Here is a 25,418-nt window from a genome sequence, read left to right as displayed (position 1 = left end):
CGCCCGCCGGGGTAGACCTGCTTCCCGGTACGCGGGTCGCGGGCGTACATCTCCCGCACGGCCTTGACCTGGCCGCGGGTCAGGCACGCGGGGGCGTCGCCGGAGCTGGTGCCGCTGCTGGAGAGCGCCGCCGACCTCGACGGGCTGCGCGCCTTCGCCGAGCAGAACCGCGCGCTCGGTTACGAAGGCATGATCGCCATCCACCCCTCGCACATCCCCGTGATCAACGAGGTCTTCTCGCCGTCGCCGGAGGAGCTCGGCCGCTACGCCCGGATGGTCGCCGCCATGGAGGCGGCGCAGGCTCGCGGCGAGGGGGCGATCACCTTTGAAGGGGCCATGGCGGCACGGGCCAGGTCCGCACTCCGCGCGGCCGGCCGTACGCCGCCTTGACCGGCGCCGAGCCGTTTCGTACGTTGCCAGCGAGCTTGTTGGACGACGGCAACGCCCGGAGGCGGCCATGACAGAGCAGTCCAGCACCACATCGACCTGGCCCGACCTTCCCCCAGGGCCGTACGGAACGCTCTCACCCGACCTGACCCGGCGGCACGCCGAAGCCCCGATGGAGGCGGCGACGCTGCCCAGCGGCGACCGGGTTCCCATGATCGTCCGGTACGCGGACGTCCGCGGCCTGCTCACCTCACCGGCCTGCAGCCGCAACCTGCGCGAACCCGGGCTGCCCAGGATGGTCAACGGCCCGTTCCTGGACGACGACCCCGCGGCGCTGATGAACCAGGACCCGCCCGAGCACACCCGCTACCGCCGCATCCTGCACGGCACGTTCACGCCCAAGCACATCGAACGCTGGCGGCCCCGCGCCGCGGCCATCGCCGTCGAGCTGATCGACGCGGCCGGCGAGGAGTTCGACCTGGTCACGGACTACGCGCTGCCGCTGCCCGCGCGGGTGATCTGCGAGATGCTCGGCGTGCCGATGGACCGCTTCGAGCAGTTCCGCGGCTGGACGGAGATGTTCCTGTCCACGTCGGACGCGACCGCCGAGGCCCGCACCGAGAGCATGACCGCGTTCGCCGCCTACGCCGGGGAGCTGATCGAGCGGCACCGGGCCGAGCCGGGCGACGACCTGATCGACCTCCTCATCGCGGCGCGTGACGACGAGGACGGGCTCACCGAGGACGAGCTCGTCAACATGGTGTTCACGCTGATCCTGGCCGGGCACGAGACCACCGCCTCGATGATCATCCGGGGCACGTTCCGGCTGCTGCTGCACCCCGGCCAGTACGCCGAGCTCGTGGCCCGCCCCGAGCTGCTGGCCCCGGCGGTCGAGGAGATCCTGCGCCACGAGGCGCCCGGCAGCAACGGCATGCTCCGGCGCGTCACCGAGAACGTCGAAACGTCCGCGGGCACCATCCCGTCCGGCGCCGTCGTGCTGCCCAACCTCTCGGCCGCCAACCACGACCCGTCGGTGTTCGAGGACCCGCTGCGGTTCGACGTCCACCGGTTCGCCGGTGCTCCCGCCACCCCGCACCTGGGCTTCGGTCACGGCCCCCACTACTGCCTGGGCGCGAACCTGGCCAGGATGGAGCTGCAGGAGGCCTTCCGCGCCCTGGTGACGCGCCTGCCCGGCCTGCGGGCGCGGGAGGAACCGGCCGGCGTGCGGTGGAGCGACGGCGGATTCGTCTACCGGCCCGTGCAACTGCTGGTCAAGGCCGGCTGACGCACACAGCGGGGTCAAGGCGGGCTGACGCACACAGCGGGGTCAAGGCGGGCTGACGTGTGCGGCGGGTCACGGCCCCGCCGTCAGCACGGTCCGCCAGGCTCGCGGCTAGGCCGGTGGCCAGTTTCTGAGCACGGCGTCGAGGGCGTCCAGCGTCCTGGCCCAGGAGACGTCCGCGTCACGCGGATGATGGCGGAACCCGCCGGACAGCTCCAGGCTCACATAGCCGTGGAACATCCCGCCGAGCATCCGGACCGCGTCCGTCTGGGCGGGCTCGGGCAGCTCGTATCCGCGCAGGATCGACCGCGTCATCTGCGAGTGCCTGACCGCGGCGTCGCCGGCCGCCGTCCCCAGGTCGAGCTCGATCTGGGTGGCGGCGTACCGGCCGGGATGCTCTTTGGCGTAGTCGCGGTAGACGTTCGCGAAGGCCACCAGCGCGTCCTTGCCCGCGCGGCCCGCGAGGGCGGCGGCGGCCCGGTCGGCGAGCTCCGTCAGGGCCAGCGCGGCCGTCCTGACCCGCAGGTCGCGCAGGTCCTTGACGTGGGAGTACAGGGCGGCGGGCTTGACCCCGAAGTGGCGCGCGAGCGCCGAGACGGTCACGTTCTGGAAGCCGATCTCGTCGGCCAGCTCCGCCGCCGCCTGGGTCAGGCGTTCCGTGGTCACTCCTGCGCGCGCCAAGGGTCACTCTCTCATTGCTTACGACCTTTAAGTATTTGCATACTACCGTTAAGAATGACTAGCCTCCACACTCATGAGATCCGTCACCGAACGCGACATCCGCACGTCCTTCGTCAACTGCTCCAAGGGGGAGGCCAAGCGCCTCGGCGTGCCCAAAGACCTCGCGGACCAGCCCTGGGAGGAGCTCGACTTCCTCGGCTGGCGAGATCCGGGGGCGCCCGGGCGCGCCTATCTGGTCGCCGAACGCGACGCCGGCCTCGTGGGGATCGCCCTGCGGGTGACCTTGGGGGCGTCGCGCGTCTTCACCTCGCGCAGCATGTGCTCGCTGTGCCTGACCACGCACACCGGCGGCGGCGTGGCGCTGATGACCGCGCGCCGCACCGGCGAGGCCGGACGCCTGGGCAACTCCGTCGGGCAGTACATGTGCACCGACCTCGCCTGCTCCCTCTACACCCGCGGGAAGAAGGACGCGGCGGGCGGCGGGGTCACCGAGGAGACCCTCACGCCGGAGCAGAAGGTCGCCCGCACCCAGTCCGCCCTGCGCGCCTTCCTTGACAAGGTCACCCAATAACGGGCCGTCTCAGGTCACTGAGAAAGGAGATTTCTGCGCCGAGGGGAGAACACCATCGTCGTGTTCGCGGCCGACCGGCGGACCGGCGGGCTCACGCTCGTCCAGCGCGTCCCCTGCGGCGGCCTGTCGCCGTGGACCTTCTCGATCCACCGCGGCGGCCGGTGGCTGCTCGTGGCGAACCAGGTGAGCAGCACCGTCAGCCTGTTCGCCCGCGATCCGCGGTCCGGGAGGCTGACGGACACCGGGACGTCCATGCCCATCCCGAACCCGGACTGCGTCACGTTCGGCCAGGCCGGAGGCCCGGCGCCGCGATCCGCCGCGGCGCCGCCAGGTCAGTCGGCAGGTCAGTCGGCAGGTCAGTCGGCAGGTCAGTCGGCAGGTCAGTCGGCAGGTCAGCCGGCGTTGGTGATCGGCAGCAGGCCGCGCTCGGCGAAGACCTTCTTGGCCACGAGGGTCGCGTTGATCGCCCGCGGGACGCCGCAGTAGACCGCCGAGTGCAGCAGGGCCTCGGAGATCTCCGCGGGGGCCAGCCCGACGTTCAGCGCGGCGTTGACGTGCACCTCCAGCTCGATCTCGCAGCCGCCCAGAGCGGTCAGCACGCCCAAAGTGACCAGCTGGCGGTCGCGGGGCGGCAGCTCCGGGCGGGCGTACATGTCCCCAAAGGCCCACGCCACCACCTGGTGACCCAGCTCGGGGGAGACGTCGGCCAGTGAGTCCACCACGCGCTGCCCGGCCTCGCCGTCGACCTGTTCCAGAACCTTCATGCCGTGCTCGTAGCGCTCCTGGCGGTTCATCCGTTTTCTCCTATTGTTGTGCTGCTTGGATGACTTCATCCTGTCGTCGGTCGGGCTGGGCTCTGCCTGAGTGCGCAACATTCCTATACTTGCCATGCCTGGGAGGTATGGACATGGAGTTGCGGCTGCTCACGTACATGGTGGCCATCGAAGAGGAGGGCAGCCTGAGCGGCGCCGCCCGCCGGCTGCACCTGACCCAGCCGACCCTCAGCCGCCAGCTCCGCGACCTGGAGCGGGAGGTGGGCAGCCCGCTCTTCGCCCGTACGGGACGCGGGCTGAGCCCGACCCCGGCGGGACAGGCGTTCCTGCGCCGGGCGCGCACCGTGCTGGCCGAGACCCAGGCGGCCATCGACGACGCCCGCCTGGCCGGCCAGGGGCTGACCGGGCGGTTCACCGTCACCTTCGCCGGCTCGGGCATCAACGGGCCGCTCGGCGCCGCACTCGGGCGGCTGCGCCGCCAGCTGCCCCGCGTGGACCTGCGCCTGGAGGAGAGCTTCAACGACACCGAGATGTCGGACGCCGTCCTGGGCGGCCGCTGCGACCTGGCCGTCCAGCGGCTTCCCGCCCACGACCCGCGTCTGGCCACCCAGGTGTGGTGGCACGAGCCGCTCACCCTGTTCCTGCCCGCAGGGCACCCGCTCGCCTACGGCGGCGAGCCCGCCCCGCTGACCGCACTCGGCCAGATCCCGCTGGTCGTCTGGCCGCGCGACGTCTCGCCCCGCTCCTACGACGAGATCATCGCGCTGTGCCACCAGGCCGGGGTCGTGCCGCGCATCGGTGCGGAAGGCCGTAGCAGCCAGACCCTGCTGGCCCTGGTCGCCGCCGGATTCGGGGCCGCCGTCCTGGCCGACTCGCACCGTGCGCTGCGCCGGGTGGGCGTGACCCCGCGCCCGCTGGCCGGCACCACGACCACCCTGCACCTGGTGTGGCGGGCCGGCGACACCGGCCCGCTGCTCCACCGCGTCCTCCAGACGCTCACCAGCCTGCCGGGCACCGCTCAGCAAGCCTCCGGCTGAGCCACGAGCGGCGGCGTCAGGCGTCAGGCGTCGGCCGGAGGCTCCGCCGCGCGCTCGGCCCGCAGGCTCGTGACGGTGACGGTGAACAGGACGACGACGATGACGCCGAGCGAGGCAGCCGTGGGGATCTCCGGCATCCAGGCCCAGACGCCGTGCGCCCAGTGCAGGAGCAGCTTGACGCCGATGAAGGCCAGGATGATCGCCAGGCCGTAGTTGAGATGCCGCAGCCGGGCCAGCGCGCTCCGCAGGACGAAGTACAGCGCGCGCAGGCCGAGCAGGGCGAAGGCGTTCGTGGCGAAGACGAGGAAAGGGTCCTCCGTCACGCCGTACACCGCGGGCACCGAGTCGACGGCGAAGACGATGTCGGTGGCGAACACCGCCACGGTGGCCAGCGCGAGGGGAGTGATCGCCAGGCGGCCTCCCTCCCGCACCACCAGGCGGAAACCGCGGTAGCCGCCGGTGACCGGGACGAAGCGGCGCAGCAGCCGGACGCTCCGCATGGAGTCGATGTCGACCGCGTGCGCCTCTCCTTGCCTGGCCTCCTTGAGCACCTTGCCGGCCGTCGCGAGCAGGACCGCCCCGAACAGCAGGAACACCCAGGTGCCGCTCTGCAGGGCCGCCGCCCCCAGCGCGATGAAGATCGCCCGCAGCACCAGGGCCCCGACGATCCCGTACAGGAGCACCCGCTGGGTCAGCTCGGCCGGCACCGCGAAGGCCGCCAGGAGCAGCATGAACACGAACAGGTTGTCCACCGACAGCGACTTCTCCACCACGTATCCGGTGTAGAACTCGACCGCCACGGTGGTCCCGAAGGCGCCCCACAGATAGGCGCCGAACGCGACCGGCAGCACCAGGTAGAACACCGACCAGGTGACGGCCTCGCGCAGGTGGACCTCGTGCGGCCGCCTGGTCAGCACGATGTCGATCGCCAGCAGCAGGAGCAGGCCTGCGACGGTGACCGACCACAGAGTGACGCTGGCGACGCTGCTCGGAGCAGACGCAGCCGTAAGTATCCCCGGTGACATGGAACCTCCTCGAACGTGACTCAACCGTTCGAGGTCTCCTTCACCCGGGGGTAGCGGGCGGCCGTCCGGGGACGTGGGTACGTCCGTATTGACCGGATCGACGCTTGAGAAGTACTCCCCTCGCCTTGCCTGAGCGTAGACGAGATCACGACATTCCCGAAACCTCTGATCAAAGAGACTTTGTCCAGGCGGGGGCGGATGCCCTTGTGGCTCAGCGCTGACCGGCCTCCCGCGCCACCTGCTCCAGCCGGCTCCGATAGCCTTCCCACCACGCCTGGTCGCCCGGCGACATGTTGCCGTTGTCCTGCCGCAGCCCGACGGTGCCGTCGATGAGCTCCCTGACGATGTCGGCGTGCCCGGCGTGCCGGTTGGTCTCGGCGATCACGTGGATGAGGATCTGGTGCAGCCTCACCTGCCGCCGCTCTTCGGGCCACCACGCCACCTGGCCGGTCGCGTCCAGGGCCAGCGCGTCGATCGTGGCATCCGAGTGCGCCCACGCCCGGTGGTACAGCCCCACGATCTCCTCGCGCGTCTCGTCGGCGGTCGCCCACATGTCCACGTTGAGCTCGGCGTCGTCCGCCGTCCACGGCAACGGCTCCGCGAACGGCCGCCCGAAGCTGTCGCCGAAGTACCCCAGCTCCACGCCGGCCACGTGCTTGACCAGCCCCAGCAGGTTGGTTCCGGTGGGCGTCAGGGGACGGCGGATGTCGTACTCGGAGAGCCCGTCGAGCTTCCACAGCAGGGCATCACGGGCGATCTGCAGGTAACGACGAAGATCGGACTTGGGGTCCCATGCGGTCATGCGGGCATTGTGCCACCCGGCTCGCGGCTCGCGGTTTCGCCCCACTATTCATTCAATGTATAGTTTCGATCATGTCGACCAGTCATGTGCTGCTCGGTCTCCTCGCCGAACGGCCGAAACACGGCTACGAGCTCAAGAAGGAGCACGATGAACGCCTGCCCGGCGCCAGACCGCTGGCGTACGGCCAGGTCTATGCCACGCTCCAGCGCCTGGAACGCGACGGCTTCGCGGAGGTCGCCGAGACGCAGCAGGAGGGCGGCCCCGAGCGCACCATGTACGCGATCACCGACGGCGGACGTGCGGAGCTGGCCCGATGGCTGGACACCGTGGAGCCGCCGGCGCCCTATGTCTCCGGCTCGCTGTTCGCCCGCGTCGCCGTCGCGGGGGCACGGGCCGACGGCTATCTCGTACGCCAGCGCGAGGCGCATCTGGCCCGCATGCGGGAGCTGACCGCCGAGAAGGCGTCCGGCTCGCCCGCCCGGACACTGGCGGCCGACTACGCGCTTCAGCATCTGGACGCCGACCTGCGCTGGATCGAGACCGCACTCTCGCGGCTGAAGGAGGAGGACAATGCTTGAGGCCAGAGGCCTGGTGAAGTCGTACGGCAGGACCAGGGCCCTGACGGGCGTCTCCCTCGAGATCGCGGAGGGAGAGATCCTGGCGATCACCGGCCCGAGCGGATCGGGCAAGTCGACGTTGCTGCACTGCCTGGCCGGGATCATCCGGCCGGAGTCCGGCGAGGTCGTCCTGGACGGCAGGCGGATCGACACGCTGCCCGAGACGGAGCTGACCGGCCTGCGCCGCGCGAGCTTCGGCGTGGTGTTCCAGTTCGGCGGGCTGGTGCCCGAGCTCACCGCGGCGGAGAACGTCGCCTTACCGATGCTGTTCAACCGGCACGGCCGGCAGGAGTCGATGAACGTCGCGGCGGACTGGCTGGCCAGGCTGGAGGTGTCCGGCTGCGCCGATCAGCGGCCCGGCGAGCTGTCCGGAGGGCAGGCGCAGCGGGTGGCCGTCGCGCGGGCGCTGGTGACCGGCCCGCGTGTGGTCTTCGCCGACGAACCCACCGGCGCGCTGGACACGCTCGGCGGCGAGCAGGTGATGAGCGCGCTGATCGGCGCGGCCCGCGCCGGCCGTACGACCGTCGTCCTGGTCACCCACGACAACCGGGTGGCCGCCTACGCCGACCGGGAGATCGCCCTGCGCGACGGCGCCGTCCTGGCGGAGGCCGGCCGATGACCGCCATGCCGATGATCACTGTCCTGCGGATGCTGAACAGGGGACGGTCGCGGACCGAGCGGGTGCGCGCCTGGCTGATCGCCGCCGGCGCGGCGGCGGCGGCGTTCCTGGTCAGCACGGCGGTCAGCCTGGCGGACCTCGACGACGAGGGCGGCTCGCTGACCGGGCTCGGGCTGGCGCTGCTGGCCCTGCCGGTCGCCGGCCTGGTTCACCAGGCCAACCGGCTGGCCTCGGCGACCAGGGAGCGGCGGCTCGCGGGCCTGCGGCTGGCGGGGGCCACGCCGGGGGAGGTGCGCCGGCTCGGCGCCCTGGAGGGCGGTGGACTGGCGCTGACCGGCTCACTGGGCGGCGCCGTCCTCTATGTGCTCACCCATCTCGCGGGAGCGCTGATCCAGGTGCCGGTGGTCGTGGCCGCGGTGACGATCGGCGGGGTCGTGTCGGGGGCCCGCGCCGGTCGGCACGTCGTCTCCTCGCCGCTGGGAGTGGCCCGCCGCTCGCGTCCGCGGGGGCCGAAGCTGCGGGACCTGCTCTTCGTCGTGGCCGGCGCCGCTCTCTACGTGTCGGCGTTGGTGCTGAAGGGCGGGTTCCCGATCGGCGGGAAGTACGGGTCGGCGCTGGCCGTGGCGGCCGGGCTGGTGCTCATGCTGTTCGGCGTGACCCTGGCCACGACGTATCTGATCAGGGCGTACGCCCGCCGCGCCGGCCGGCGGGCCAGGTCCCCGGAGACGCTGCTGGCCGCGCGGCTGGTCGAGGCGGATCCGAGGGCGTGGGCCAGGGCGCTGTCCGTGGTGAGCCTGACCGTGTTCTTCGGCGGGGCCGCCGGAGCCCAGCAGTCGGGCATGAGCTATTCGCAGGCCCACGCGCTCGTGGATCTCGCGCTCCTGGTCGCCCTGGCCACCTCGGCCGTAGCCCTGGTGGTCCACCAGGCGGAGGAGCTGATCGACCATCGGCGCTCGTTCGCCGCGCTGGCCGCCACCGGGGTGCCGGAGCGGGCACTGGGCCGGGTGCTCGTCCGGCAAGCGGTCATCGCCGCCCTGCCGGTCTGCGCCCTGGCCGCCGTCCTGGGCACGGCCGTGGTGATCGTCACCTTGACGGACGTGTACCAGGTCCAGCGGCTGGGCTGGGCGGCCGCCAGGGCCGTGGCCATGGCGGGCATCGGGGTTCTCGCCGCGGTGCTCGTGGCCCTGGCGGCCCGCCCGTTGCTCCACGGCGCACTCCGCCTGGAAAGGCTGCGCGACTAGGCCACGCACCCGCCGCCTGGAAAGGCTGCGCGGCTAGGCCACGCACCCGCCGCCTGGAAAGGCTGCGCGGGTAGGCCACGCACCCGGCGGGCGGCGCCGCGGCTCAGGTCACCGGGGGAAGGCCGGGGGCGGCGGTCGTGTCGCCGGAACGGGCCTGGTCACGCGGGCTAGTAACATCGACGGGTGCCGCGGCGGGGCGACGCGGGCAGGCCCTGGTAAGCCACGGGCGGCAGACGGCTTTTGGTCGGTTTCCACAATTGGGGCCGGGTAGCCTGCGCTGTCTGCGACATGGCGCTGCCAACCGGTAGACGGAAAGGTACAAAGTGCGGGCCCGCCGTGTCGCGGCGCGCACATCGTTGTCTACAGGAGGGCTCGGTCGCGTGTTCAGTCGTGTCGCCATCGTCAACCGTGGTGAGGCCGCCATGCGGCTCATCCACGCCGTACGGGACATCGCCGCCGAGACCGGGACCAGGATCGAGACCGTCGCGCTGCACACCGACGTCGATCGCACGGCCACGTTCGTGCGCGAGGCCGACATCGCCTACGACCTGGGGCCCGCGTCCGCGCGCCCGTACCTCGACCTGAAGGCGCTGGAGCGCGCGCTGGTGGAGACCGGCGCCGACGCCGCGTGGGTCGGCTGGGGCTTCGTCGCGGAGGACCCGGCGTTCGCGGAGCTGTGCGAGCAGATCGGCGTCACCTTCGTCGGGCCGAGCCCGGAGGCCATGCGCAAGCTCGGCGACAAGATCGGCGCGAAGCTGATCGCCGAGGAGGTCGGCGTGCCGGTCGCGCCGTGGAGCCGTGGCGCGGTCGAGACCCTGGACGCCGCGCTGGCGGCGGCGGCCGGGATCGGCTACCCGCTGATGCTGAAGGCCACCGCGGGCGGCGGCGGGCGCGGCATCCGCGTGATCACGAACGACGCCGAGCTCGCGGACGCCTACGAGCGCACCAGCCAGGAGGCCGCGCGGGCGTTCGGCAGCGGCGTCGTGTTCCTGGAGCGCCTGGTCACCGGGGCCCGGCACGTCGAGGTCCAGGTGATCGCCGACGGCCAGGGCACCGCGTGGGCGCTCGGCGTCCGCGACTGCTCGGTGCAGCGGCGCAACCAGAAGGTCATCGAGGAGTCGGCGTCGCCGGTGCTCAGCCCCGAGCAGGCGGCCGAGCTCAAGGCGTCGGCGGAGCGGCTGGCCCTCGCGGTCGGCTACCGCGGCGCGGCGACCGTCGAGTTCCTCTACCACCCCGGCACCAGGACGTTCGCCTTCCTGGAGGTCAACACCCGCCTGCAGGTCGAGCACCCGATCACCGAGTCCACCACCGGGTTCGACCTGGTCAAGGCGCAGCTTGAGGTGGCCTCGGGCGGCCGGCTCGAAGGCGCGCCGCCGGTGGAGCGCGGGCACGCCGTCGAGGCCCGGCTCAACGCCGAAGACCCCGACCGCGACTTCGCGCCCTCCCCTGGCCGCATCGTCCGGCTCGACCTGCCCGCCGGGCCCGGCATCCGCGTGGACACCGGCGTCAGCGAGGGCGACACCATCCCCGCCGACTTCGACTCGATGATCGCGAAGATCATCGCGCATGGCCGCGACCGCGACGAGGCGCTCGGCAGGCTGCGCAGGGCGATGGCGCAGACCAAGGTCATCATCGAGGGCGGCGCGACGAACAAGAGCTTCGTGCTCGACCTGCTCGACCAGCCCGAGGTGATCGACGCCAGCGCCGACACCGGCTGGATCGACCGCGTCCGCGGTGAGGGCCGGCTCGTCTCGCACCGTCACTCCGCCGTCGCGCTGGCGGCCGCCGCCATCGAGGCGTACGAGGAGGAGGAGCGCGCCGAGCGGCAGCGGCTGCTGTCGACCGCGTTCGGCGGACGCCCGCAGGTGCAGCACGAGAGCGGCCGGCCGCTGGACCTCAAGCTGCGCGGCGCCGGCTACCGCGTGCGCGTCGCGCGGATCGGCGCGCACCGGTTCCGGGTCGGCGTCGAGGCGGGCGGCGACGTCCGCACCGCCGACGTCGAGCTCGACCGCTTCGACCGGCACACCGGGCAGATCATCGTCAACGGCGCCCGCTACCGCCTGCTCATCGGCACGCACGGGCCGATCCATCTGATCGAGGTGGACGGCGTGGCGCACCGGGTCAGCCGCGACGAGGGCGGCGTCATCCGCTCGCCCGCGCCCGCGCTGGTCGTCGCCACGCCGGTGAAGGTCGGCAGCCAGGTCGAGGCGGGCGCGCCGGTGCTGGTGCTGGAGAGCATGAAGATGGAGACGGTGCTGCGGGCGCCGTTCAAGGCGCGGCTGAAGGAATGCGTCGTCTCCGTCGGCAGCCAGGTGGAGACCGGCGCGCCGCTGCTGCGCCTGGAGCCGCTCGCCGACGACCCCGAAGCCGCGGCCGCCGCGGTCACGGAGTCCGTCGAGCTGGACCTGCCCGCCGCGCCCGCCGAGCTTCCCGTGCGGGCGCGCACCGCGCGCGGTCAGGAGGACCTGCGCGGCCTGCTGCTGGGCTTCGACGTCGACCCGCACGACGAACGCCGGGTGCTCGGCGACTACCTCGCCGCGCGCCGGGCGTCCATCGAGGCCGGCCACTCGCCGCTGGCCGAGGAGATCCAGCTCGCCGAGGTGTTCGCCGACCTCGCCGACCTGAGCCGCAACCGGCCGGCGGGTGAGGACGGCGGTGTCGCCGGCCACCTGCACAGCGCCCGCGAATACTTCCACACCTACCTGCAGAGCCTCGACGTCGAGCGGGCCGGGCTGCCCGAGGCGTTCCAGGCCAAGCTGGCCAAGGCGCTCGGCCACTACGGCGTCACCGGGCTGGAGCCCGCACCCGAGCTCGAAGCCGCGGTGTTCCGGATCTTCCTCGCCCAGCAGCGCGCGTCCGCCGACGTCAAGGTCGTCACCGCGTTGCTGCGCGCGTGGCTGCGGGAGCCGCCGCCGGACGAGACGCTGCGCGAGCCCGCCGGCCTCGCGCTGGAGCGGCTGGTGGCCGCGACGCAGGTCCGCTTCCCCGTGGTCGCCGACCTGGCGCGCGGCGTGGTGTTCGCCTGGTTCGGCCAGCCGCTGCTGCGCCGCAACCGCGCCCGCGTCTACGCCGACGTCCGCAAGCACCTGCGCCACCTGGACGCGAACCCGGACGCGCCCGACCGCACCGAGCTCATCGCCGAGATGGTACGCACCACCGAACCGCTGGTACGCCTGCTCGGCCAGCGGCTCACCCGCGACGACCTCGACAACGCGGTCATGCTGGAAGTGCTGACCCGGCGCTACTACGGCAACAAGGGCCTGACCGCCGTCCGCACCAGCGAGGCCGCCGGCTGCACGTTCGTGGTCGCCGAGCGCGCGGGATCGTGCGTGGTCTCCGCGGCCGTGAGCTTCGCCGCGCTGGGCGGCGCGCTGCGCGGGCTCGCCGAGCTGGCGAGCGGCGAGGAGGACATCGTCGCCGACATCTATCTCGCCTGGGAGCGGCAGCCGGACGACTCCGACGCCATGGCGGCCGCGCTGCACGAGATCGTCAGCGCCCACCCGCTGCCCGGCCAGGTCCGCAGGCTCACCGCCACCGTCGCGGGCAGCGGCGGCGCGGTGATGCATCACCACTTCACCTTCCGTCCCTCGGATGACGGGATGGCCGAGGACCGGCTGATCCGCGGCCTGCACCCGTACATCGCGGAGCGGATGCAGCTGGAGCGGCTGAGCAAGTTCGACCTCACCCGGCTGCCGTCGTCGGACGAGGAGATCTACCTCTTCCAGTGCGTGGCGAAGGAAAACCCGTCCGACGACCGCCTCGTCGCGTTCGCCCAGGTGCGTGACCTGACCGAGCTGCGCGAGCACGACGGCAGGCTGGTCGCGCTGCCGACGACCGAGGACACCATCGCCACCTGCCTCGACTCCATCCGCCGCGCGCAGTCGCGGCGGCCGTCGAACAAGCGCTTCAACACCAACCGGATCGTGGTCTACGTCTGGCCGCCGAGCGACATCACCCGCGCGGAGATGGAGATGATCGCCGGGCGCGTGCGGCCGACGACCGCGGGCGCCGGGCTGGAGGAGATCCTGTTCATCGCGCGGCAGCGCGACAGGGTGACCGGCGAGCTGACGAAGATCGCCGTACGCATCTCCTTCGACGCCACCGGCGGGGCCGAGCTGACCGTCGGCGAGCCGTCGTCCGAGCCGGTCGAGCCGCTCGACGGCTACCGCCAGAAGGTGCTGCGCGCGAGCAGCCGCAACACGGTCTACCCGTACGAGCTGACCGGCCTGCTGGGCGACTTCGCCGAGCACGACCTCGACGAGAACCACGCGCTGGTGCCGGTTTTGCGGCCGAAGGGGCGCAACACCGCGGCGATCGTCGCGGGCGTGGTGAGCACGCCGACCGCGCGCTACCCGGAGGGCGTCACCCGGGTCGTGCTGCTCGGCGACCCGACCAAGTCGCTCGGCGCGCTGTCGGAGCCGGAGTGCCGGCGCGTGATCGCCGCCCTGGACCTGGCCGAGCGGATGCGGGTGCCGCTGGAGTGGTACGCGCTGTCCTCCGGCGCCCGGATCTCCATGGAGTCGGGCACCGAGAACATGGACTGGGTGGCCGCGGCGCTCAAGCGGATCGTCGAGTTCACCCAGGACGGCGGCGAGATCAACATCGTGGTCGCGGGCATCAACGTCGGAGCGCAGCCGTACTGGAACGCCGAGGCGACCATGCTCATGCACACCAAGGGCATCCTGGTCATGACGCCGGACTCGGCGATGGTGCTCACGGGCAAGCACGCGCTCGACTTCTCCGGCGGCGTGTCGGCCGAGGACAACTTCGGCATCGGCGGCTACGACCGGGTGATGGGCCCGAACGGGCAGGCCCAATACTGGGCGCCGGACCTGACCGCCGCCCGCGGCGTGCTGATGTCGCACTACGACCACACCTACGTCGCGCCGGGCGAGGAGGGCCCGCGGCGGGCGCGGACGACCGACCCCATCGACCGGGACATCTCCGGCTTCCCGCACACCGTGACGGGCAGCGACTTCACCACCGTCGGCGAGATCTTCTCCGCCCAGGCCAACCCGGACCGCAAGAAGCCGTTCGACATCCGCACCGTGATGCGGGCACTGTCCGACCAGGACCACCCCGTGCTCGAACGCTGGGCGGGCATGGCCGACGCGGAGACCGCGGCGGTCCAGGACGTGCATCTCGGCGGCATCCCGGTGTGCCTGCTCGGCATCGAGTCACGGTCGGTGCCGCGGCGCGGCTTCCCGCCCACCGACGGCCCCGACACCTATACCGCGGGCACGTTGTTCCCGCGGTCGTCGAAGAAGGCCGCGCGGGCGATCAACGCGGCCAGCGGCAACCGGCCGCTGGTGGTGCTGGCGAACCTGTCGGGCTTCGACGGCTCGCCTGAGTCGATGCGGAAGCTGCAGCTCGAATACGGTGCCGAGATCGGCCGGGCGATCGTTAACTTCCGCGGGCCCATCGTGTTCTGCGTGATCTCCCGATACCACGGCGGCGCCTTCGTGGTGTTCTCGAAGGCCCTGAACCCGAACATCACCGTGCTCGCGCTCGAAGGCTCGTTCGCCTCCGTGCTCGGCGGCGCCCCCGCCGCCGCGGTCGTGTTCGCCGGCGACGTCAACGCCCGCACGGCGGCCGACCCCCGCGTGCGGGACCTGGAGGCCCGCGCCGCGGCCGCCTCCGGCACCGACCGCGCCACGCTGACCGCGGAGCTCGACGAGCTGCGTTCGTCGGTACGCGCGGAGAAGCTCGGGGAGGTGGCCGCGGAGTTCGACCGCGTGCACGACATCCGGCGCGCGGTCGAGGCCGGCTCCGTCGACGCCGTGATCCGCGCCGCCGAGCTGCGCCCGCGGATCATCGAGGCCATCGAGTCCCGGCTGCGCCGAGCCTGAGCCCAGCCGCCGTCGTCGCCGTCGCCGTCGTTCAGAAGGCGTTGTTCAGAAGGCGTAGGGGCCGAAGCGGCCCCAGGCGACGACGGCGGCACCTGCCCCACCGCCCGCCGCGACGGTTTCTAGCCCCGAGGACCCCCGGCGGCGGCCAGCAGGGTGAGCGCGGCCAGGCGACCGTCCTCGCCCGTGCCGGTCGCCTCGTGATGCGCGGCGACGACCGTGGCGCCCTCGACCAGCATGAGCAGCTGCCGCCCCAGGAGGCGCGGATCGGCGGCTCCCGCGCGCCCGGCGATGCCGGTCAGAAGATCGAGATAGCGGCCGAGGTGGCGCGCGGTGATGTCGCGGACGGCCTGGACGTGGTGCTGGGCCGCCGCGTTCAGCATCGCGCAGCCGCGGAAGACCGGGTCGTCGTACCACTGCTGGAGGGCGCCGAACACCGCGGTGAGCTGGTCGCGCGGGTCGTCGCCGGCCTCCGCGACCTGCCGGGCCAGCCAGTGCGTGATCCGCTCGCTGCGCTCTTCGAGCATGGCCGCCACCAGGCCGTCCTTGGTGCCGAAGTGCCGGTAGAGCGTTTCCTTGGACACGCCGACGCGGGCGCACAGCTCGGCCACGCCGACGCCGTCGAGGCCGCGCTCGTACAGCACGGCGGAGGCCGCCTCGAGGATGGTGGCGCGGGTGCGCTCCGGGTCGATCGTCGAGCCCTTGGGAACCGGCATACCTGAGATGGTACCGGCCGGTTCGATCGCTGCTAGCATCCAGATCGTACCGATCGGTTCGATCTAAGGAGTGCGGTCATGGCGACATTCGTCCTGATTCCCGGCATGTGCCACGGCGGATGGTGTTTCGAGGAGCTCACCGAGCGGTTGCGCGGCCACGGGCACCGCGCGTACCCGCTGACGCTGACCGGCCTCAGCGAGCGCAGCCACCTGCTGCACGGCACGGTGAACCTCGACACGCACCTCCAGGACGTGACCGCGCTGCTGGCGGCCGAGAACATCCAGGACGCGGTGCTGGTCGGCCACAGCTACGGCGGAATGGTGATCACCGGGGTCGCCGACCGCCTGCCCGGCCGGGTGCGCGCCCTGGTGTACCTGGACGCCGTGGTGCCGGAGGACGGCGACTCCTGCTGGAGCCTGGTCTCGGAGCGGGAGCGGCAGTGGTACACGGACGTGGTGGAGAACGGCTACGCGGTCCGGACGCTGCCGTTCTTCGACGCCCGTGCCACCCCGCACCCGCTGGCCTCGCTGCTCCAGCCGCTCAGCCGCCCGGCGGGCCGCGCGCGCGGCCCGCGCCAGGTCTACGTGTACGCGGCCGCCTGGGCCGGCGAGTCGCCGTTCACCCCCGTCTACCAGCGGCTGAGCGAGGACTCCGGATGGACGACGCACGCGCTGGACAGCGGCCACAACCTCATGCGGGACGCGCCCGACGACCTGCTGAAGATCCTGCTCGAAGCCGGCTGACCGGTCAGAGGCGGTGGGTGGAGTCGCTGCGGTAGTCGGTGTAGGTGTAGGGGTTGTCGAGCACCTTCGACGTGGGGACGTCGGGGTTCATGCCCTTCTCCCAGGCCTCCTCGCCCATCTCGCCGCGCAGATACTCGATGGTGCGGTCGACCTGGGCGCGGGCGGCGGCGAGGTCGACGCCGACCAGCCGGTGCTCGTGCTTGACCACCCGCCCGTCGACCAGGACGGTGTGCACGTCACCGCGCTGCGCCTGGAACGCGACGTGGCCGAACGGGTTGAGCAGCGGGAACGACACGGGCGACGCGTCGTTCTTGATCAGCACGAGGTCCGCCTTCTTGCCCGGCTCGATCGTGCCGAGGTCGTCGCGCCCGATCGCCCGCGCGCCGCCCCTGGTGGCCCAGTCCACGACCTGGTCGGCGCGCAGCGCGCAGTGGGTGACGGTGTCGCCCTTGGCGTGCGCCTCCAGGTGCTCGCGCGAGCGGTCGGCGCCCAGGGTGGCGCGCATGGCGGAGAACAGGTCGCCGCTCCACCAGACGCTGGTGTCCATGGACAGCGAGACCGGGATGCCGTGGGAGCGGATGGCCCACGTGGGCGGGTAGCCCTGGCCCGCGCTCTGCTCGCTCTCCGTCGAGACCGAGATGGAGCCGCCGGTGGCCGCGATCCGGTGGTAGGAGTCGGCCGACAGCGAGGCGGCGTGCACGTAGATGGTGCCGGGGGTCATGAAGCCGTTCTCGTACATCAGCCGGATGCCGTCGTCGCCGGTGGCGCCCCACACGCCGGCGTGGGTGGTGACCGTCACGCCGAGGTCGCGGGCGACCTCGAAGGCGGGCCGCTCCGGGAAGGACGGGTCGCCGAGCACGTCGAAGGCGAGCTGGAAGCCGAGCAGGTCGTCGCCGGTGATCCGGCGGCTGACGAAGTCGCGGAACTCCGGCGCGGTGGTCCACTCGGCGGGCGGCTGCTGGATGTTGCCGTACGCGAGCACGTACCGTCCCGGCACCCCCTGCAGCGCGTCGGCGGCAGCGTCCGCGTGCTCCACGGTCCGCAGGCCGTGTGACCAGTCCACGACGGTCGTGACGCCGGCGTCCAGGGACTCGATCGCGGCCAGGGTGTTGCCCGCGTGCACGTCCTCGGGCCGGAACAGCTTGCCGTACTCCAGGTAGAACCAGACGAAGTACTGGGTGAGCGTCCAGTCGGCGCCGTAGCCGCGCATCGCGGTCTGCCACATGTGCCGGTGCGTGTCGATCATCCCGGGCATGACGATGCCGCCGGACGCGTCGATCTCGGCGGCGCCCTCGGGCGCGTCCAGGTCGGGGCCGACGGCGGCGATCCGGTCCCCGCTGACGAGGACGTCGGTACGCGGCAGCACCCGTCTGCCGTCCATAGGTAACACGGTGCCGCCACGCAGCACCACGGGGCGTCCGGTCTCGAACTCGGTACGCTCGTTCATCGTCGGGACTCCTCACGGCGCAGGGCGACACATTCCGAACGGTTGTCCGCTACACGGTCATTCCGTTCGCCGTAACTCTACGATCGCCCGGGGAGCTGTCAAGCGCACCGGCTCGCTCCGGCTCTCCCTGGCCTGGGCGGAGGAGGATGTGCCAGAATCGCGATTACGGACAGATGTCCGTCTGATGAATGCGCGGAGAGAGGGAGCCGGATGACAGACGCCGCATCGGACGCCGCATCGGACGGGCCCGCGAGGAGCGGGCCGCTGTCCGGCGTGCTGGTGGCCGACTTCTCCAGGGTCCTGGCCGGGCCGTACGCCACGATGCTGCTGGCCGACCTGGGCGCCGACGTCGTCAAGGTCGAGGGGCCCGCCGGGGACGACACCCGCGGCTGGATGCCGCCGGTGCGGGGCGAGGTGTCGACGTACTATCTCGGGGTCAACCGCGGCAAGCGGTCGATCGCGCTGGACCTGCGGGACGAGACCGACGCGACGGCCGCCAGGGAGCTGGCCCGCCGCGCGGACGTGCTGATCGAGAACTTCCGCCCGGGCGGGCTGGACAAGTACGGTCTCGGCTATGCCGCCGTCCTCGCCGCCAACCCCGGCATCGTGTACGCCTCCATCAGCGGCTTCGGATCGGGGGCGGGGGCGCGGGTGCCCGGCTACGACCTGATGGTGCAGGCCATGTCGGGGCTGATGAGCCTGACGGGGGACCCGGACGGGCCGCCGTACCGGGCCGGGATCTCGGTGTTCGACGTGATGGCCGGCAACCACGCCGTCATCGGCATCCTCGCCGCGCTGCGCCACCGCGAGGCCACCGGGCAGGGGCAGCACGTCGAGGTCAACCTCCTCTCGTCGGCGCTGACGGGGCTGGTCAACCACAGCTCCGCGTACGTGGCCGGCGGCGTCGTGCCGTACCGGATGGGCAACGCGCATCCCAGCGTGTTCCCGTACGAGCCGCTGCCGACGGCCGACAACGACCTCATCGTCACCGCCGCGAACGACGGCCAGTTCCGCAAGCTGTGCGAGGTGCTCGGCATCCCCGAGATCGCCGACGACCCGCGCTTCGCCCGCAACGCCGACCGCACCGCGCGCCGCGGCGAGCTGCGGCCGATCCTGGTCGAGCGGCTGGCCCGGCGGGGCGCGGTCGAGTGGTTCGAGCTGCTGGTCGAGGCCGGGGTGCCGAGCGGGCCGATCAACACGATCGACGGCGGGTTCGCGATGGCCGAGCGGTTCGGGCTGGACCCGGTCGTGGAGGTGGGGGAGGGGGAGCGGGCGGTGCCCGGCGCGCGGCACCCGATCCGGTTCTCGGAGACGCCGGTCAGCTATCCGCTGCCGCCGCCTGAGCTGGACGAGCACGGCGCGGAGCTGCGCAAATGGCTGGCCGGCACGGGCGAGGGAGAGCGGGCGTGACGGAGCGGGAATACCCCACGGCGCTCGGGGCGTCGTCGCTGAAGACGATCACTCTGCTCGGTCACGACCTGGCCGAGGACGTGATGGGCCAGGTGGGCTTCGGTGAGCTGGCGTTCTGGCTGGCCACGCAGCGCCGCCCGGCCCCGGGCGAGATCCGCGTGTTCGAGGCGGTGCTGGCCGCGCTCGCCGACCACGGGTTCACGCCCACCGCGATCGTGACGCGGCTGACGTACCTGTCGGCGCCGGACTCCGTACAGGGCGCGCTGGCGGCAGGACTGCTCGGCGGCGGGTCGCGGTTCCTCGGCGTCACCGAGGACTGCGGCCGTTTCCTCGACGACGTGCTGCGTGCGCACGGCGAGCCGCTCCCCGCCGACGACGCCGGCTGGGACGCCCTCGCCCTGGAGACCGTCCGCGCCCGGCGCGAGGAGCGCAAGCTCATCCCCGGCCTCGGGCACCACGTGCACAAGGACGGCGACCCGCGCACGCCGCGCATGTTCCGGATCGCGGAGGAGGAAGGGCTGTACGGGCCGCACCTGTCGCTGTTCGCCGCCATCGGCCGCGTCCACCCGCAGGTGCTGGGCCGGACCCTGCCGCTCAACGGCGCCGGGGTGTGCGGCGCCGCGCTGGCCGACCTCGGCCTCCCACTGGAGCTGCTGCGCGCCTTCGCGCTGCTGGCCAGGACCGCCGGGCTCATCGGGCAGCTCGCCGAGGAGCTGCGCAGCCCCGTGGCCAACGACATCTTCCTCTCCGTCGACCTCAACAACCGGTCCATCCCCCCAGAGCCCGCCAGCGGAGGCCTGCATGGCTGAACTCGTCGCGGTCATCGCGTCCACCCACCATCCCTTCTACTACCGCGCCTCCACCGCCACCGGAGAGGACCGGCCACCGTTCGCCGACGAATGGGTGCGCAAGGTCGAGGCGTTCCGCGAGACCCTCACCAGGGCCAGGCCCGACGTGCTGGTCATGGTCGGCTCCGACCACTTCCACCAGCTCTGGCTGGACAACATGCCGCAGTTCCTGGTCGGCAAGGCGCCCTTCTACGACGCGAACTTCTACAACGAGGAACGCGAGTTCGGCCTGCCCCGCATGCTGCTGAAGGGCGATGAGGACCTGTCCGCCCACCTCCTGCGCGGCGGCCTGGACCTGGGATTCGACCTGGCCTTCTCCAACGAGCTGCGGATCGACCACTCGATCACGTGCCCGATCCTCACCCTGCGCCCGCAGAACGACCTGCCGATCGTCCCCGTCTACACCAACATCTTCGCCCCGCCGCTGCCGCGCCCCAAGCGGTTCGTCCAGCTCGGGGAGGCCATCCGCGCGCTCGTGGAGTCCTGGCCGGGCGACCAGCGGGTGGCGGTCATCGGCACCGGGCACCTGTCGCTGGAGCTGGGCGGGCCGCGCCAGTTCGGGCCGCACGGGCCCGATCCCGAGTTCGACCGCAAGGCCGTCGAATGGATCTCCACCGGGGACCTCGACGGCTGCCTGTCGGAGGTCACCCTGGACAGCCTGTGGAGCCCGGGCAACGCCACTCACGGGTTCATGGACTTCATGCTGATGATGGGGGTCGCGGGGGAGGGCCGCAAGGCCGACTACGTGGACACGTTCGACCTGTTCCACACCATGGAGGCGTACTTCACCTGGTACCCGGACGGAGGCGGCCGCGCGTGAGCAAGTATCTGCTGAACAAGTTCCTGTTCACCGTCGATCGGGACCCCGAGCTGGTCGAACGCTACCGGGAGGAGCCGCGGGCCACGGTGGAGTGGTGGGAGTCCGAGTACGCCAACCGCATACTCGGCAGCCACTCCGTCGAGTCGTCCACGTGGCTGCGCTTCGACGACACCGAGCGCGAGGCGCTGGCCGCGCACGACTACCCGGCGCTGTTCGAGCTGGGGGCGCATCCGTTCCTGACGCTGACGCTGTTCATCGCGATGTTCGAGCGCGACCATGCTGAGCCGCTGGGGTTCCAGCTCGAATACGCCCAGCGGCTCGCCCACCACAGCCTCCCTTATCCGGACATCGCCACGTGATGCGCGCCGCGCTGATCGAGGGCTGCGGGCGGCCGCCCGTCCTCGCCGACCACCCCGAGCCCGTGCCGGGCCCGGGGTGGGTGCCGGTGCGGGTCCTGGCCGCGCCGATCACCCCGCTGGACCTGCTCTGCGCGAGCGGTACGTCCTACTTCGGCACCCCCGCCCTGCCCTACGTGCCCGGCGTGCAGGGCGTGGGCACGGCGGGCGGGCGGCTCGTCTGGTTCCCGACCTCGGCCGGGATGGCGCCGGGGGACGGCAGCATGGCCGAGGTCGCCCTGGTACGGGCCGGGGACCTGGTCGAGCTGCCGGCCGGCGTCGATCCGGTCGCCATGGCGGCGCTGGGGTTGTCGGCCGTGGCCGCGTACCTGGCGCTGACCTGGCGCGGTGAGCTCGCGGCGGGGGAGCAGGTGCTCGTGCTGGGCGCGGGCGGAGTGGTCGGTCAGGCGGCCGTCCAACTGGCCAGGATCGCGGGCGCCCGCCGCGTCGTCGCAGCGGCCCGCTCGGCCGCCGGCCGCATCCGGGCGAAACAAGCAGGCGCGGACGCCGTTGTCTCGCTCGACATGAGCAACCCGGAGGACGCGGCCGGCAGCGGCAACGCGGGTGACGCGCGCAGCGCGGGTGGCGCGGGCAGCGCGGGTGGCGCGGGCAGCGCGGGTGGCGCGGGCAGCGCGGGTGGTCGCGGCGGCGCTGGCGGCGCTGGCGGCGCTGGCGATGCGGATCGCGTGGACGTGCTGGTGGCGCGGCTGGCCGCCGTCTGCGATGGGCCGGTGGACCTGGTGCTGGACCCGCTGTTCGGTGTACCCGCCGCGGCGGCAGCTCGCATGCTCCGGCCGTCGGGCCGGCTGGTCAACCTGGGGGGCTCGGCGGGGGAGGCCTCCCCGCTCGACTCCGCCACCCTGCGCAGCCGGTCGCTGCGGGTGCTCGGCTACACCAACAACGAGCTCAGCCCTGAGCAGCGAGCCGCCGCCATCGGCGAGATCGCCGAGCTGGTCGCGCAGGGACGCCTGCACGTGGCGCACGAGGCCGTCCCGCTGGCGGACATCGCGTCAGCCTGGGAGCGCCAGTCGGCGGGCCAAGCGTCCGGCCGCCTCGTCGTGACCCCGCAACCGTCGGCCTGAACCGGGCGAGGAGCTTCCGGTGAGGGCGGGCCGCCTCGTGCGCGGGTGTCACGAGGTGATCGTCGTCTGCGGGACCCGCTCGTACATCGCCCAGTCGGCGCTGATGGCGCTTGCCGTCTTCAGCAGCAGCGGCAGGTGCTGCTCGGCCAGGCACTCCACGGAGGTCTCCGCCGCGTGCGCGTTCACGTTGATCGCGGCGATCACGTTGCCGAGCCCGTCGCGCAGCGGCGCCGCCACGCTGCGGATGCCCAGGGCCAGCTCCTCGTCCGTCAGCGCCCACCCCTTGGCCCGGACCTCGCGCAGCGCCGACTCCCGCTCGGCCGCGCCGGGCCGCCAGCGGGGCTCGACCCCCGAGCGGCTGGGCTCGGACAGCACCCGGTCCACCTCCCCGGGCGGCAGCGCGGCCAGCAGCACCTTGCCGAGGGAGGTCTGCAGGGCCGGGAAGCGCGTGCCGATCTGCACCGACAGGGTGACGATCTTCGGGACGGCCACGCGGGCGACGTACACGATGTCGGACCCGTCGAGCTGGGCGATGGACGACGACTCGCGGGTCTGCGCGACCAGCACCTCCATGTGCGGCCTGGCCACCTCCCACAACCCCATCGACCGCACGTAGGTCACCCCCAGCTCCAGCACGCGGGGCGTGAGCGCGTAGCCGCCCTGCTCGCTCCTGGCGTAGCCGAGCTCCTGGAGGGTGAGCAGGATGCGCCGGGCGGTGGGCCGGGCCAGGCCGGTGGCGGTCGCCACCTCGGTCAGGGACATGACGGGCCGCCCCGGCTGGAACACCCGGATGACATCGAGGCCGCGCGCCAGCGCCTCGATGAAGTCGGGGCCGGTGTCAGCACGTGCCATGAAACGCCTCCGTTCGGATGCCGCCGGTCTGACTCTAGACCGTCGTGGCCGGATGTCCGCACAGCGGCAGCCGCGCTGAGCATAGTGGAGCCCTGCTCAGCCACGAAGACGGGATCGGGGAAGCCGGTGGTGTGACGGCGAGGTTTCCGCGGACGGTCGTTACGCGGACGCTTGTCCGCCACCGCTCTCGTGACCCCATCGCCGCTGAAGACGCTCCCCAGCAGGTCAGAAGTAAAAGATTATTGACATGGTGTCTGCTCCGCTTTACCTTGGAGCATGTTAAGGATTCTTTACATGGAGCTGAGATGTCCTACGAAGAGAAACGCGCCTGGGTCTACGCGGTGGTCGCGGTCGTGGTGCCGGTGATCTACGCCGTGGCCGTGCTCGGCCGGCTGACCGGCGCCGACGTCGCGCAGATCCCCTACGCGCGCCCGCTGCTCCTCGCCGCCGGCACGGGGATCGCGGCGAACATGCTGGTCACCATGCTGATCGGCGCACCCAAAGACGCCCGGCGCGGCGACGAGCGGGACGCCGGCATCTTCCGGCACGCCACCCGGGCCGGCTATTTCGTCCTGGCGGCAGGAGCGGGCGGGGCCTTCCTGCTGACGCTGGCGGGAGTCGCGCACTTCTGGATCGCCAACGCCCTGTATCTGGCGTTCGTCCTGGACGCGCTCGTCACCTCGACCGTCAAGATCGTCGCTTACCGGCGCGGCTTCTGACCATGCCCAAGCCCACCAAGATCACCAATTCCATCCGCCGCCTGCGGTTCACCTGCGACGAGATGACCCAGGCCGACCTGGCGGCCCGCGTCGGGGTGACCCGGCAGACCATCATCGCCATCGAGCAGGGGCGCTACTCGCCCTCGCTGGAGGTGGCGTTCCAGATCGCGAGGGTGTTCGGCGTACCCCTCGAAGAGGTTTTCCACTACCCCGACGCCGGAGACTGACCGCCCGCACCGAGAAAGGGACACCCCCATGAAAGCAGTGACCTACCGCAAGTACGGCACCCCCGACGTCCTGACCGTCGAAGAGGTGCGGACGCCCGAGCCCGGCGACCAGGACGTGCTGGTACGCGTGCACGCCGCCGTGGTGACCGCGACCGACGCCACCTTCCGTGCCGGCGACCCGTTCTACTCGCGGATGTTCACCGGCCCCGTCAAGCCCAAAGCCAGGACGCTGGGCGGCGAGTTCGCCGGGCAGGTCGTGGCGGCCGGCAAGGAGGTGACCCGCTTCACCGTGGGCGACCAGGTGTTCGGCGACACCGGCCCGTCCATGGGCGCCCACGCCGAGTACGTGTGCCTGCCCCAGGACGGGGCGCTGGCCGTCCTGCCGGCCGGCCTCGGCTACGACCAGTCCGTCGCCGTCCTCGACGGCGTGCTCACGGCCCTGCCCTTCCTCCGGGACAACGCCCGCTTACGCGAGGGCCAGGAGGTCCTCATCAACGGCGCCGCCGGCAGCGTGGGCGCGGCGGCCGTGCAGCTCGCCAAGCACTTCGGGGCGCGGGTCACCGGCGTGTGCAGCACCCCCAAGCTGGAGCTGGTGACCTCGCTGGGCGCCGACGACGTCATCGACTACACCACGCACGACTTCACCCGCGCCGGCCGCACCTATGACGTCGTGTTCGACGCCGCGGGCAAGAGCTCGTTCTCGAAGAGCAGACGCGTACTGAACAGCGGCGGCGTCTACCTGTCCACCGCTCCCACGCCGGGGATCCTCCTGCAGTCGTTCTGGACACGGAGGTTCGGCGACAAGCGGGCGGTCATCGCCTTCACCGGCCTGCGCCCCGCGGCCGACAAGGCCGACGACCTGCGCTTCCTTGCTCAGATCACCCAGGCGGGGCAGATGCGGCCGGCCATCGACGGACGCTACGGGCTGGCCGCGGCCGCCGAGGCGCACCGGCGCGTCGACTCCGGCCACAAGCAGGGCTGCGTCCTGATCACCATGGAGCACGACGGCGGCTGACGGCTCGCATGCCCGTCAGGGGATGCGGGGGGTGAACCGTACGGGCAGATGTCGAAGGAGCCGGGGTCGGCGTAGTGGCGCTCGTCGCGGCCCCGATCAGGCAGATCACGGTGGCGCCCGCGGGCACCAGGCCGCCGGCGATCTCCGCCACGGCGGAGGTCTGACGCATGATCACGTGGACCGGGGGCGTGTAGCGCAGGGTCTCGGCCGGCGCCCTGCCGATCAGGTCGCGGTCGCGGTGCACGGCCTCCAGCGGATTGGC

Annotated in this window: 26 protein-coding genes; 18 read left to right on the top strand and 8 right to left on the bottom strand. The window is 72.1% G+C overall.

The window, feature by feature from the left end:
* The first annotated feature begins 63 nt into the window (after positions 1-63).
* Entirely contained in the window at positions 64-390 is a 327-nt protein-coding gene (locus tag ABEA43_RS45450) for a hypothetical protein (protein WP_345572285.1), read from the top strand.
* A gap of 67 nt (positions 391-457) precedes the next feature.
* Positions 458-1,672, top strand: a complete 1,215-nt coding sequence (locus tag ABEA43_RS45445) for a cytochrome P450 (RefSeq protein ID WP_345572284.1) — start codon at positions 458-460, stop codon at positions 1,670-1,672.
* A 108-nt stretch (positions 1,673-1,780) separates the two neighbouring features.
* On the opposite strand, the gene ABEA43_RS45440 is transcribed toward ABEA43_RS45445, so the two are convergent.
* Positions 1,781-2,350 (bottom strand): TetR/AcrR family transcriptional regulator, encoded by a 570-nt coding sequence (locus ABEA43_RS45440; RefSeq protein WP_345572283.1) that lies wholly within the window; start codon positions 2,348-2,350, stop codon positions 1,781-1,783.
* Positions 2,351-2,423: 73 nt separating this feature from the next.
* Between ABEA43_RS45440 and ABEA43_RS45435 the strand changes: the two genes are divergently transcribed.
* Both ABEA43_RS45435 and ABEA43_RS68325 read left to right on the top strand, forming a co-directional pair.
* Positions 2,424-2,921: an FBP domain-containing protein gene (locus ABEA43_RS45435; protein WP_345572282.1), complete on the top strand. Its 498-nt coding sequence runs from the start codon at positions 2,424-2,426 to the stop codon at positions 2,919-2,921.
* A gap of 60 nt (positions 2,922-2,981) precedes the next feature.
* On the top strand, positions 2,982-3,407 hold the full coding sequence (locus tag ABEA43_RS68325) for a lactonase family protein (protein WP_425570494.1): 426 nt from the start codon (positions 2,982-2,984) through the stop codon (positions 3,405-3,407).
* On the opposite strand, the gene ABEA43_RS45425 is transcribed toward ABEA43_RS68325, so the two are convergent.
* Positions 3,314-3,715 (bottom strand): carboxymuconolactone decarboxylase family protein, encoded by a 402-nt coding sequence (locus ABEA43_RS45425; protein WP_345572280.1) that lies wholly within the window; start codon positions 3,713-3,715, stop codon positions 3,314-3,316. The genes ABEA43_RS68325 and ABEA43_RS45425 overlap by 94 nt on opposite strands.
* 107 nt (positions 3,716-3,822) lie before the next feature.
* On the opposite strand from ABEA43_RS45425, the gene ABEA43_RS45420 reads away from it, so the two are divergent.
* Positions 3,823-4,731 (top strand): LysR family transcriptional regulator, encoded by a 909-nt coding sequence (locus ABEA43_RS45420; protein ID WP_345572279.1) that lies wholly within the window; start codon positions 3,823-3,825, stop codon positions 4,729-4,731.
* Positions 4,732-4,754: 23 nt separating this feature from the next.
* On the opposite strand, the gene ABEA43_RS45415 is transcribed toward ABEA43_RS45420, so the two are convergent.
* A complete protein-coding gene (locus tag ABEA43_RS45415; RefSeq protein WP_345572278.1) occupies positions 4,755-5,756 on the bottom strand; it encodes a TerC/Alx family metal homeostasis membrane protein in 1,002 nt (333 codons plus the stop codon).
* A 211-nt stretch (positions 5,757-5,967) separates the two neighbouring features.
* Positions 5,968-6,558 carry a DinB family protein gene (locus ABEA43_RS45410; RefSeq protein WP_345572277.1) on the bottom strand — a complete coding sequence of 197 codons (591 nt, stop codon included), beginning with the start codon at positions 6,556-6,558 and terminating at the stop codon, positions 5,968-5,970.
* A gap of 71 nt (positions 6,559-6,629) precedes the next feature.
* On the opposite strand from ABEA43_RS45410, the gene ABEA43_RS45405 reads away from it, so the two are divergent.
* From ABEA43_RS45405 to ABEA43_RS45390, 4 genes are all read left to right on the top strand, one after another.
* The gene (locus ABEA43_RS45405; RefSeq protein ID WP_345572276.1) at positions 6,630-7,136 is read left to right on the top strand and encodes a PadR family transcriptional regulator; all 507 of its coding nucleotides are present in this window, start codon (positions 6,630-6,632) and stop codon (positions 7,134-7,136) included.
* Positions 7,129-7,794: an ABC transporter ATP-binding protein gene (locus tag ABEA43_RS45400; protein WP_345572275.1), complete on the top strand. Its 666-nt coding sequence runs from the start codon at positions 7,129-7,131 to the stop codon at positions 7,792-7,794. The genes ABEA43_RS45405 and ABEA43_RS45400 overlap by 8 nt, the downstream gene beginning before the upstream one ends.
* Entirely contained in the window at positions 7,791-9,035 is a 1,245-nt protein-coding gene (locus ABEA43_RS45395; RefSeq protein ID WP_345572274.1) for a hypothetical protein, read from the top strand. The genes ABEA43_RS45400 and ABEA43_RS45395 overlap by 4 nt, the downstream gene beginning before the upstream one ends.
* 380 nt (positions 9,036-9,415) lie before the next feature.
* Positions 9,416-14,884 carry an ATP-binding protein gene (locus ABEA43_RS45390; RefSeq protein ID WP_345572273.1) on the top strand — a complete coding sequence of 1,823 codons (5,469 nt, stop codon included), beginning with the start codon at positions 9,416-9,418 and terminating at the stop codon, positions 14,882-14,884.
* A 119-nt stretch (positions 14,885-15,003) separates the two neighbouring features.
* Here ABEA43_RS45390 and ABEA43_RS45385 read toward each other — a convergent pair whose 3' ends face one another.
* Positions 15,004-15,597 (bottom strand): TetR/AcrR family transcriptional regulator, encoded by a 594-nt coding sequence (locus ABEA43_RS45385; protein WP_345572272.1) that lies wholly within the window; start codon positions 15,595-15,597, stop codon positions 15,004-15,006.
* 78 nt (positions 15,598-15,675) lie between these two features.
* On the opposite strand from ABEA43_RS45385, the gene ABEA43_RS45380 reads away from it, so the two are divergent.
* On the top strand, positions 15,676-16,341 hold the full coding sequence (locus tag ABEA43_RS45380; RefSeq protein ID WP_345572271.1) for an alpha/beta fold hydrolase: 666 nt from the start codon (positions 15,676-15,678) through the stop codon (positions 16,339-16,341).
* A 4-nt stretch (positions 16,342-16,345) separates the two neighbouring features.
* Here ABEA43_RS45380 and ABEA43_RS45375 read toward each other — a convergent pair whose 3' ends face one another.
* On the bottom strand, positions 16,346-17,788 hold the full coding sequence (locus tag ABEA43_RS45375; protein WP_345572270.1) for an amidohydrolase family protein: 1,443 nt from the start codon (positions 17,786-17,788) through the stop codon (positions 16,346-16,348).
* Between the two features lie 210 nt (positions 17,789-17,998).
* Between ABEA43_RS45375 and ABEA43_RS45370 the strand changes: the two genes are divergently transcribed.
* From ABEA43_RS45370 to ABEA43_RS45350, 5 genes are read left to right on the top strand one after another with little or no spacing between them, the layout of a single operon-like run.
* Complete coding sequence (locus ABEA43_RS45370) at positions 17,999-19,198, top strand: CaiB/BaiF CoA transferase family protein (RefSeq protein WP_345572269.1); 1,200 nt, start codon at positions 17,999-18,001, stop codon at positions 19,196-19,198.
* Positions 19,195-20,007, top strand: a complete 813-nt coding sequence (locus ABEA43_RS45365; RefSeq protein ID WP_345572268.1) for a citryl-CoA lyase — start codon at positions 19,195-19,197, stop codon at positions 20,005-20,007. The genes ABEA43_RS45370 and ABEA43_RS45365 overlap by 4 nt, the downstream gene beginning before the upstream one ends.
* Positions 20,000-20,866 carry a DODA-type extradiol aromatic ring-opening family dioxygenase gene (locus ABEA43_RS45360; RefSeq protein WP_345572267.1) on the top strand — a complete coding sequence of 289 codons (867 nt, stop codon included), beginning with the start codon at positions 20,000-20,002 and terminating at the stop codon, positions 20,864-20,866. Before ABEA43_RS45365 ends, ABEA43_RS45360 begins: the two co-directional genes overlap by 8 nt.
* A complete protein-coding gene (locus tag ABEA43_RS45355; RefSeq protein WP_345572266.1) occupies positions 20,863-21,225 on the top strand; it encodes a hypothetical protein in 363 nt (120 codons plus the stop codon). Before ABEA43_RS45360 ends, ABEA43_RS45355 begins: the two co-directional genes overlap by 4 nt.
* Positions 21,225-22,343: a quinone oxidoreductase family protein gene (locus ABEA43_RS45350; protein WP_345572265.1), complete on the top strand. Its 1,119-nt coding sequence runs from the start codon at positions 21,225-21,227 to the stop codon at positions 22,341-22,343. The genes ABEA43_RS45355 and ABEA43_RS45350 overlap by 1 nt, the downstream gene beginning before the upstream one ends.
* 48 nt (positions 22,344-22,391) lie before the next feature.
* Here ABEA43_RS45350 and ABEA43_RS45345 read toward each other — a convergent pair whose 3' ends face one another.
* The gene (locus tag ABEA43_RS45345) at positions 22,392-23,195 is read right to left on the bottom strand and encodes an IclR family transcriptional regulator domain-containing protein (protein WP_345572264.1); all 804 of its coding nucleotides are present in this window, start codon (positions 23,193-23,195) and stop codon (positions 22,392-22,394) included.
* Between the two features lie 305 nt (positions 23,196-23,500).
* Between ABEA43_RS45345 and ABEA43_RS45340 the strand changes: the two genes are divergently transcribed.
* The 3 genes from ABEA43_RS45340 to ABEA43_RS45330 are packed head-to-tail and all read left to right on the top strand — an operon-like array spanning position 23,501 to position 25,156.
* The gene (locus ABEA43_RS45340) at positions 23,501-23,914 is read left to right on the top strand and encodes a hypothetical protein (RefSeq protein WP_345572263.1); all 414 of its coding nucleotides are present in this window, start codon (positions 23,501-23,503) and stop codon (positions 23,912-23,914) included.
* 2 nt (positions 23,915-23,916) lie between these two features.
* Complete coding sequence (locus ABEA43_RS45335; RefSeq protein WP_345572262.1) at positions 23,917-24,141, top strand: helix-turn-helix transcriptional regulator; 225 nt, start codon at positions 23,917-23,919, stop codon at positions 24,139-24,141.
* Positions 24,142-24,169: 28 nt separating this feature from the next.
* A complete protein-coding gene (locus ABEA43_RS45330) occupies positions 24,170-25,156 on the top strand; it encodes an NAD(P)-dependent alcohol dehydrogenase (protein ID WP_345572261.1) in 987 nt (328 codons plus the stop codon).
* Here the strand turns inward: ABEA43_RS45330 and ABEA43_RS45325 are convergent.
* Positions 25,131-25,400: a hypothetical protein gene (locus ABEA43_RS45325; RefSeq protein ID WP_345572260.1), complete on the bottom strand. Its 270-nt coding sequence runs from the start codon at positions 25,398-25,400 to the stop codon at positions 25,131-25,133. The two genes, ABEA43_RS45330 and ABEA43_RS45325, sit on opposite strands and share 26 nt — an antisense overlap.
* Between the last annotated feature and the right edge of the window lie 18 nt (positions 25,401-25,418).

The sequence above is a fragment of the Nonomuraea rosea genome (assembly GCF_039539705.1).
Lineage (GTDB): Bacteria > Actinomycetota > Actinomycetes > Streptosporangiales > Streptosporangiaceae > Nonomuraea > Nonomuraea rosea.
Note: the sequence above shows the minus strand (reverse complement) of the source record. Positions and strands in the feature narration are given on the sequence as shown.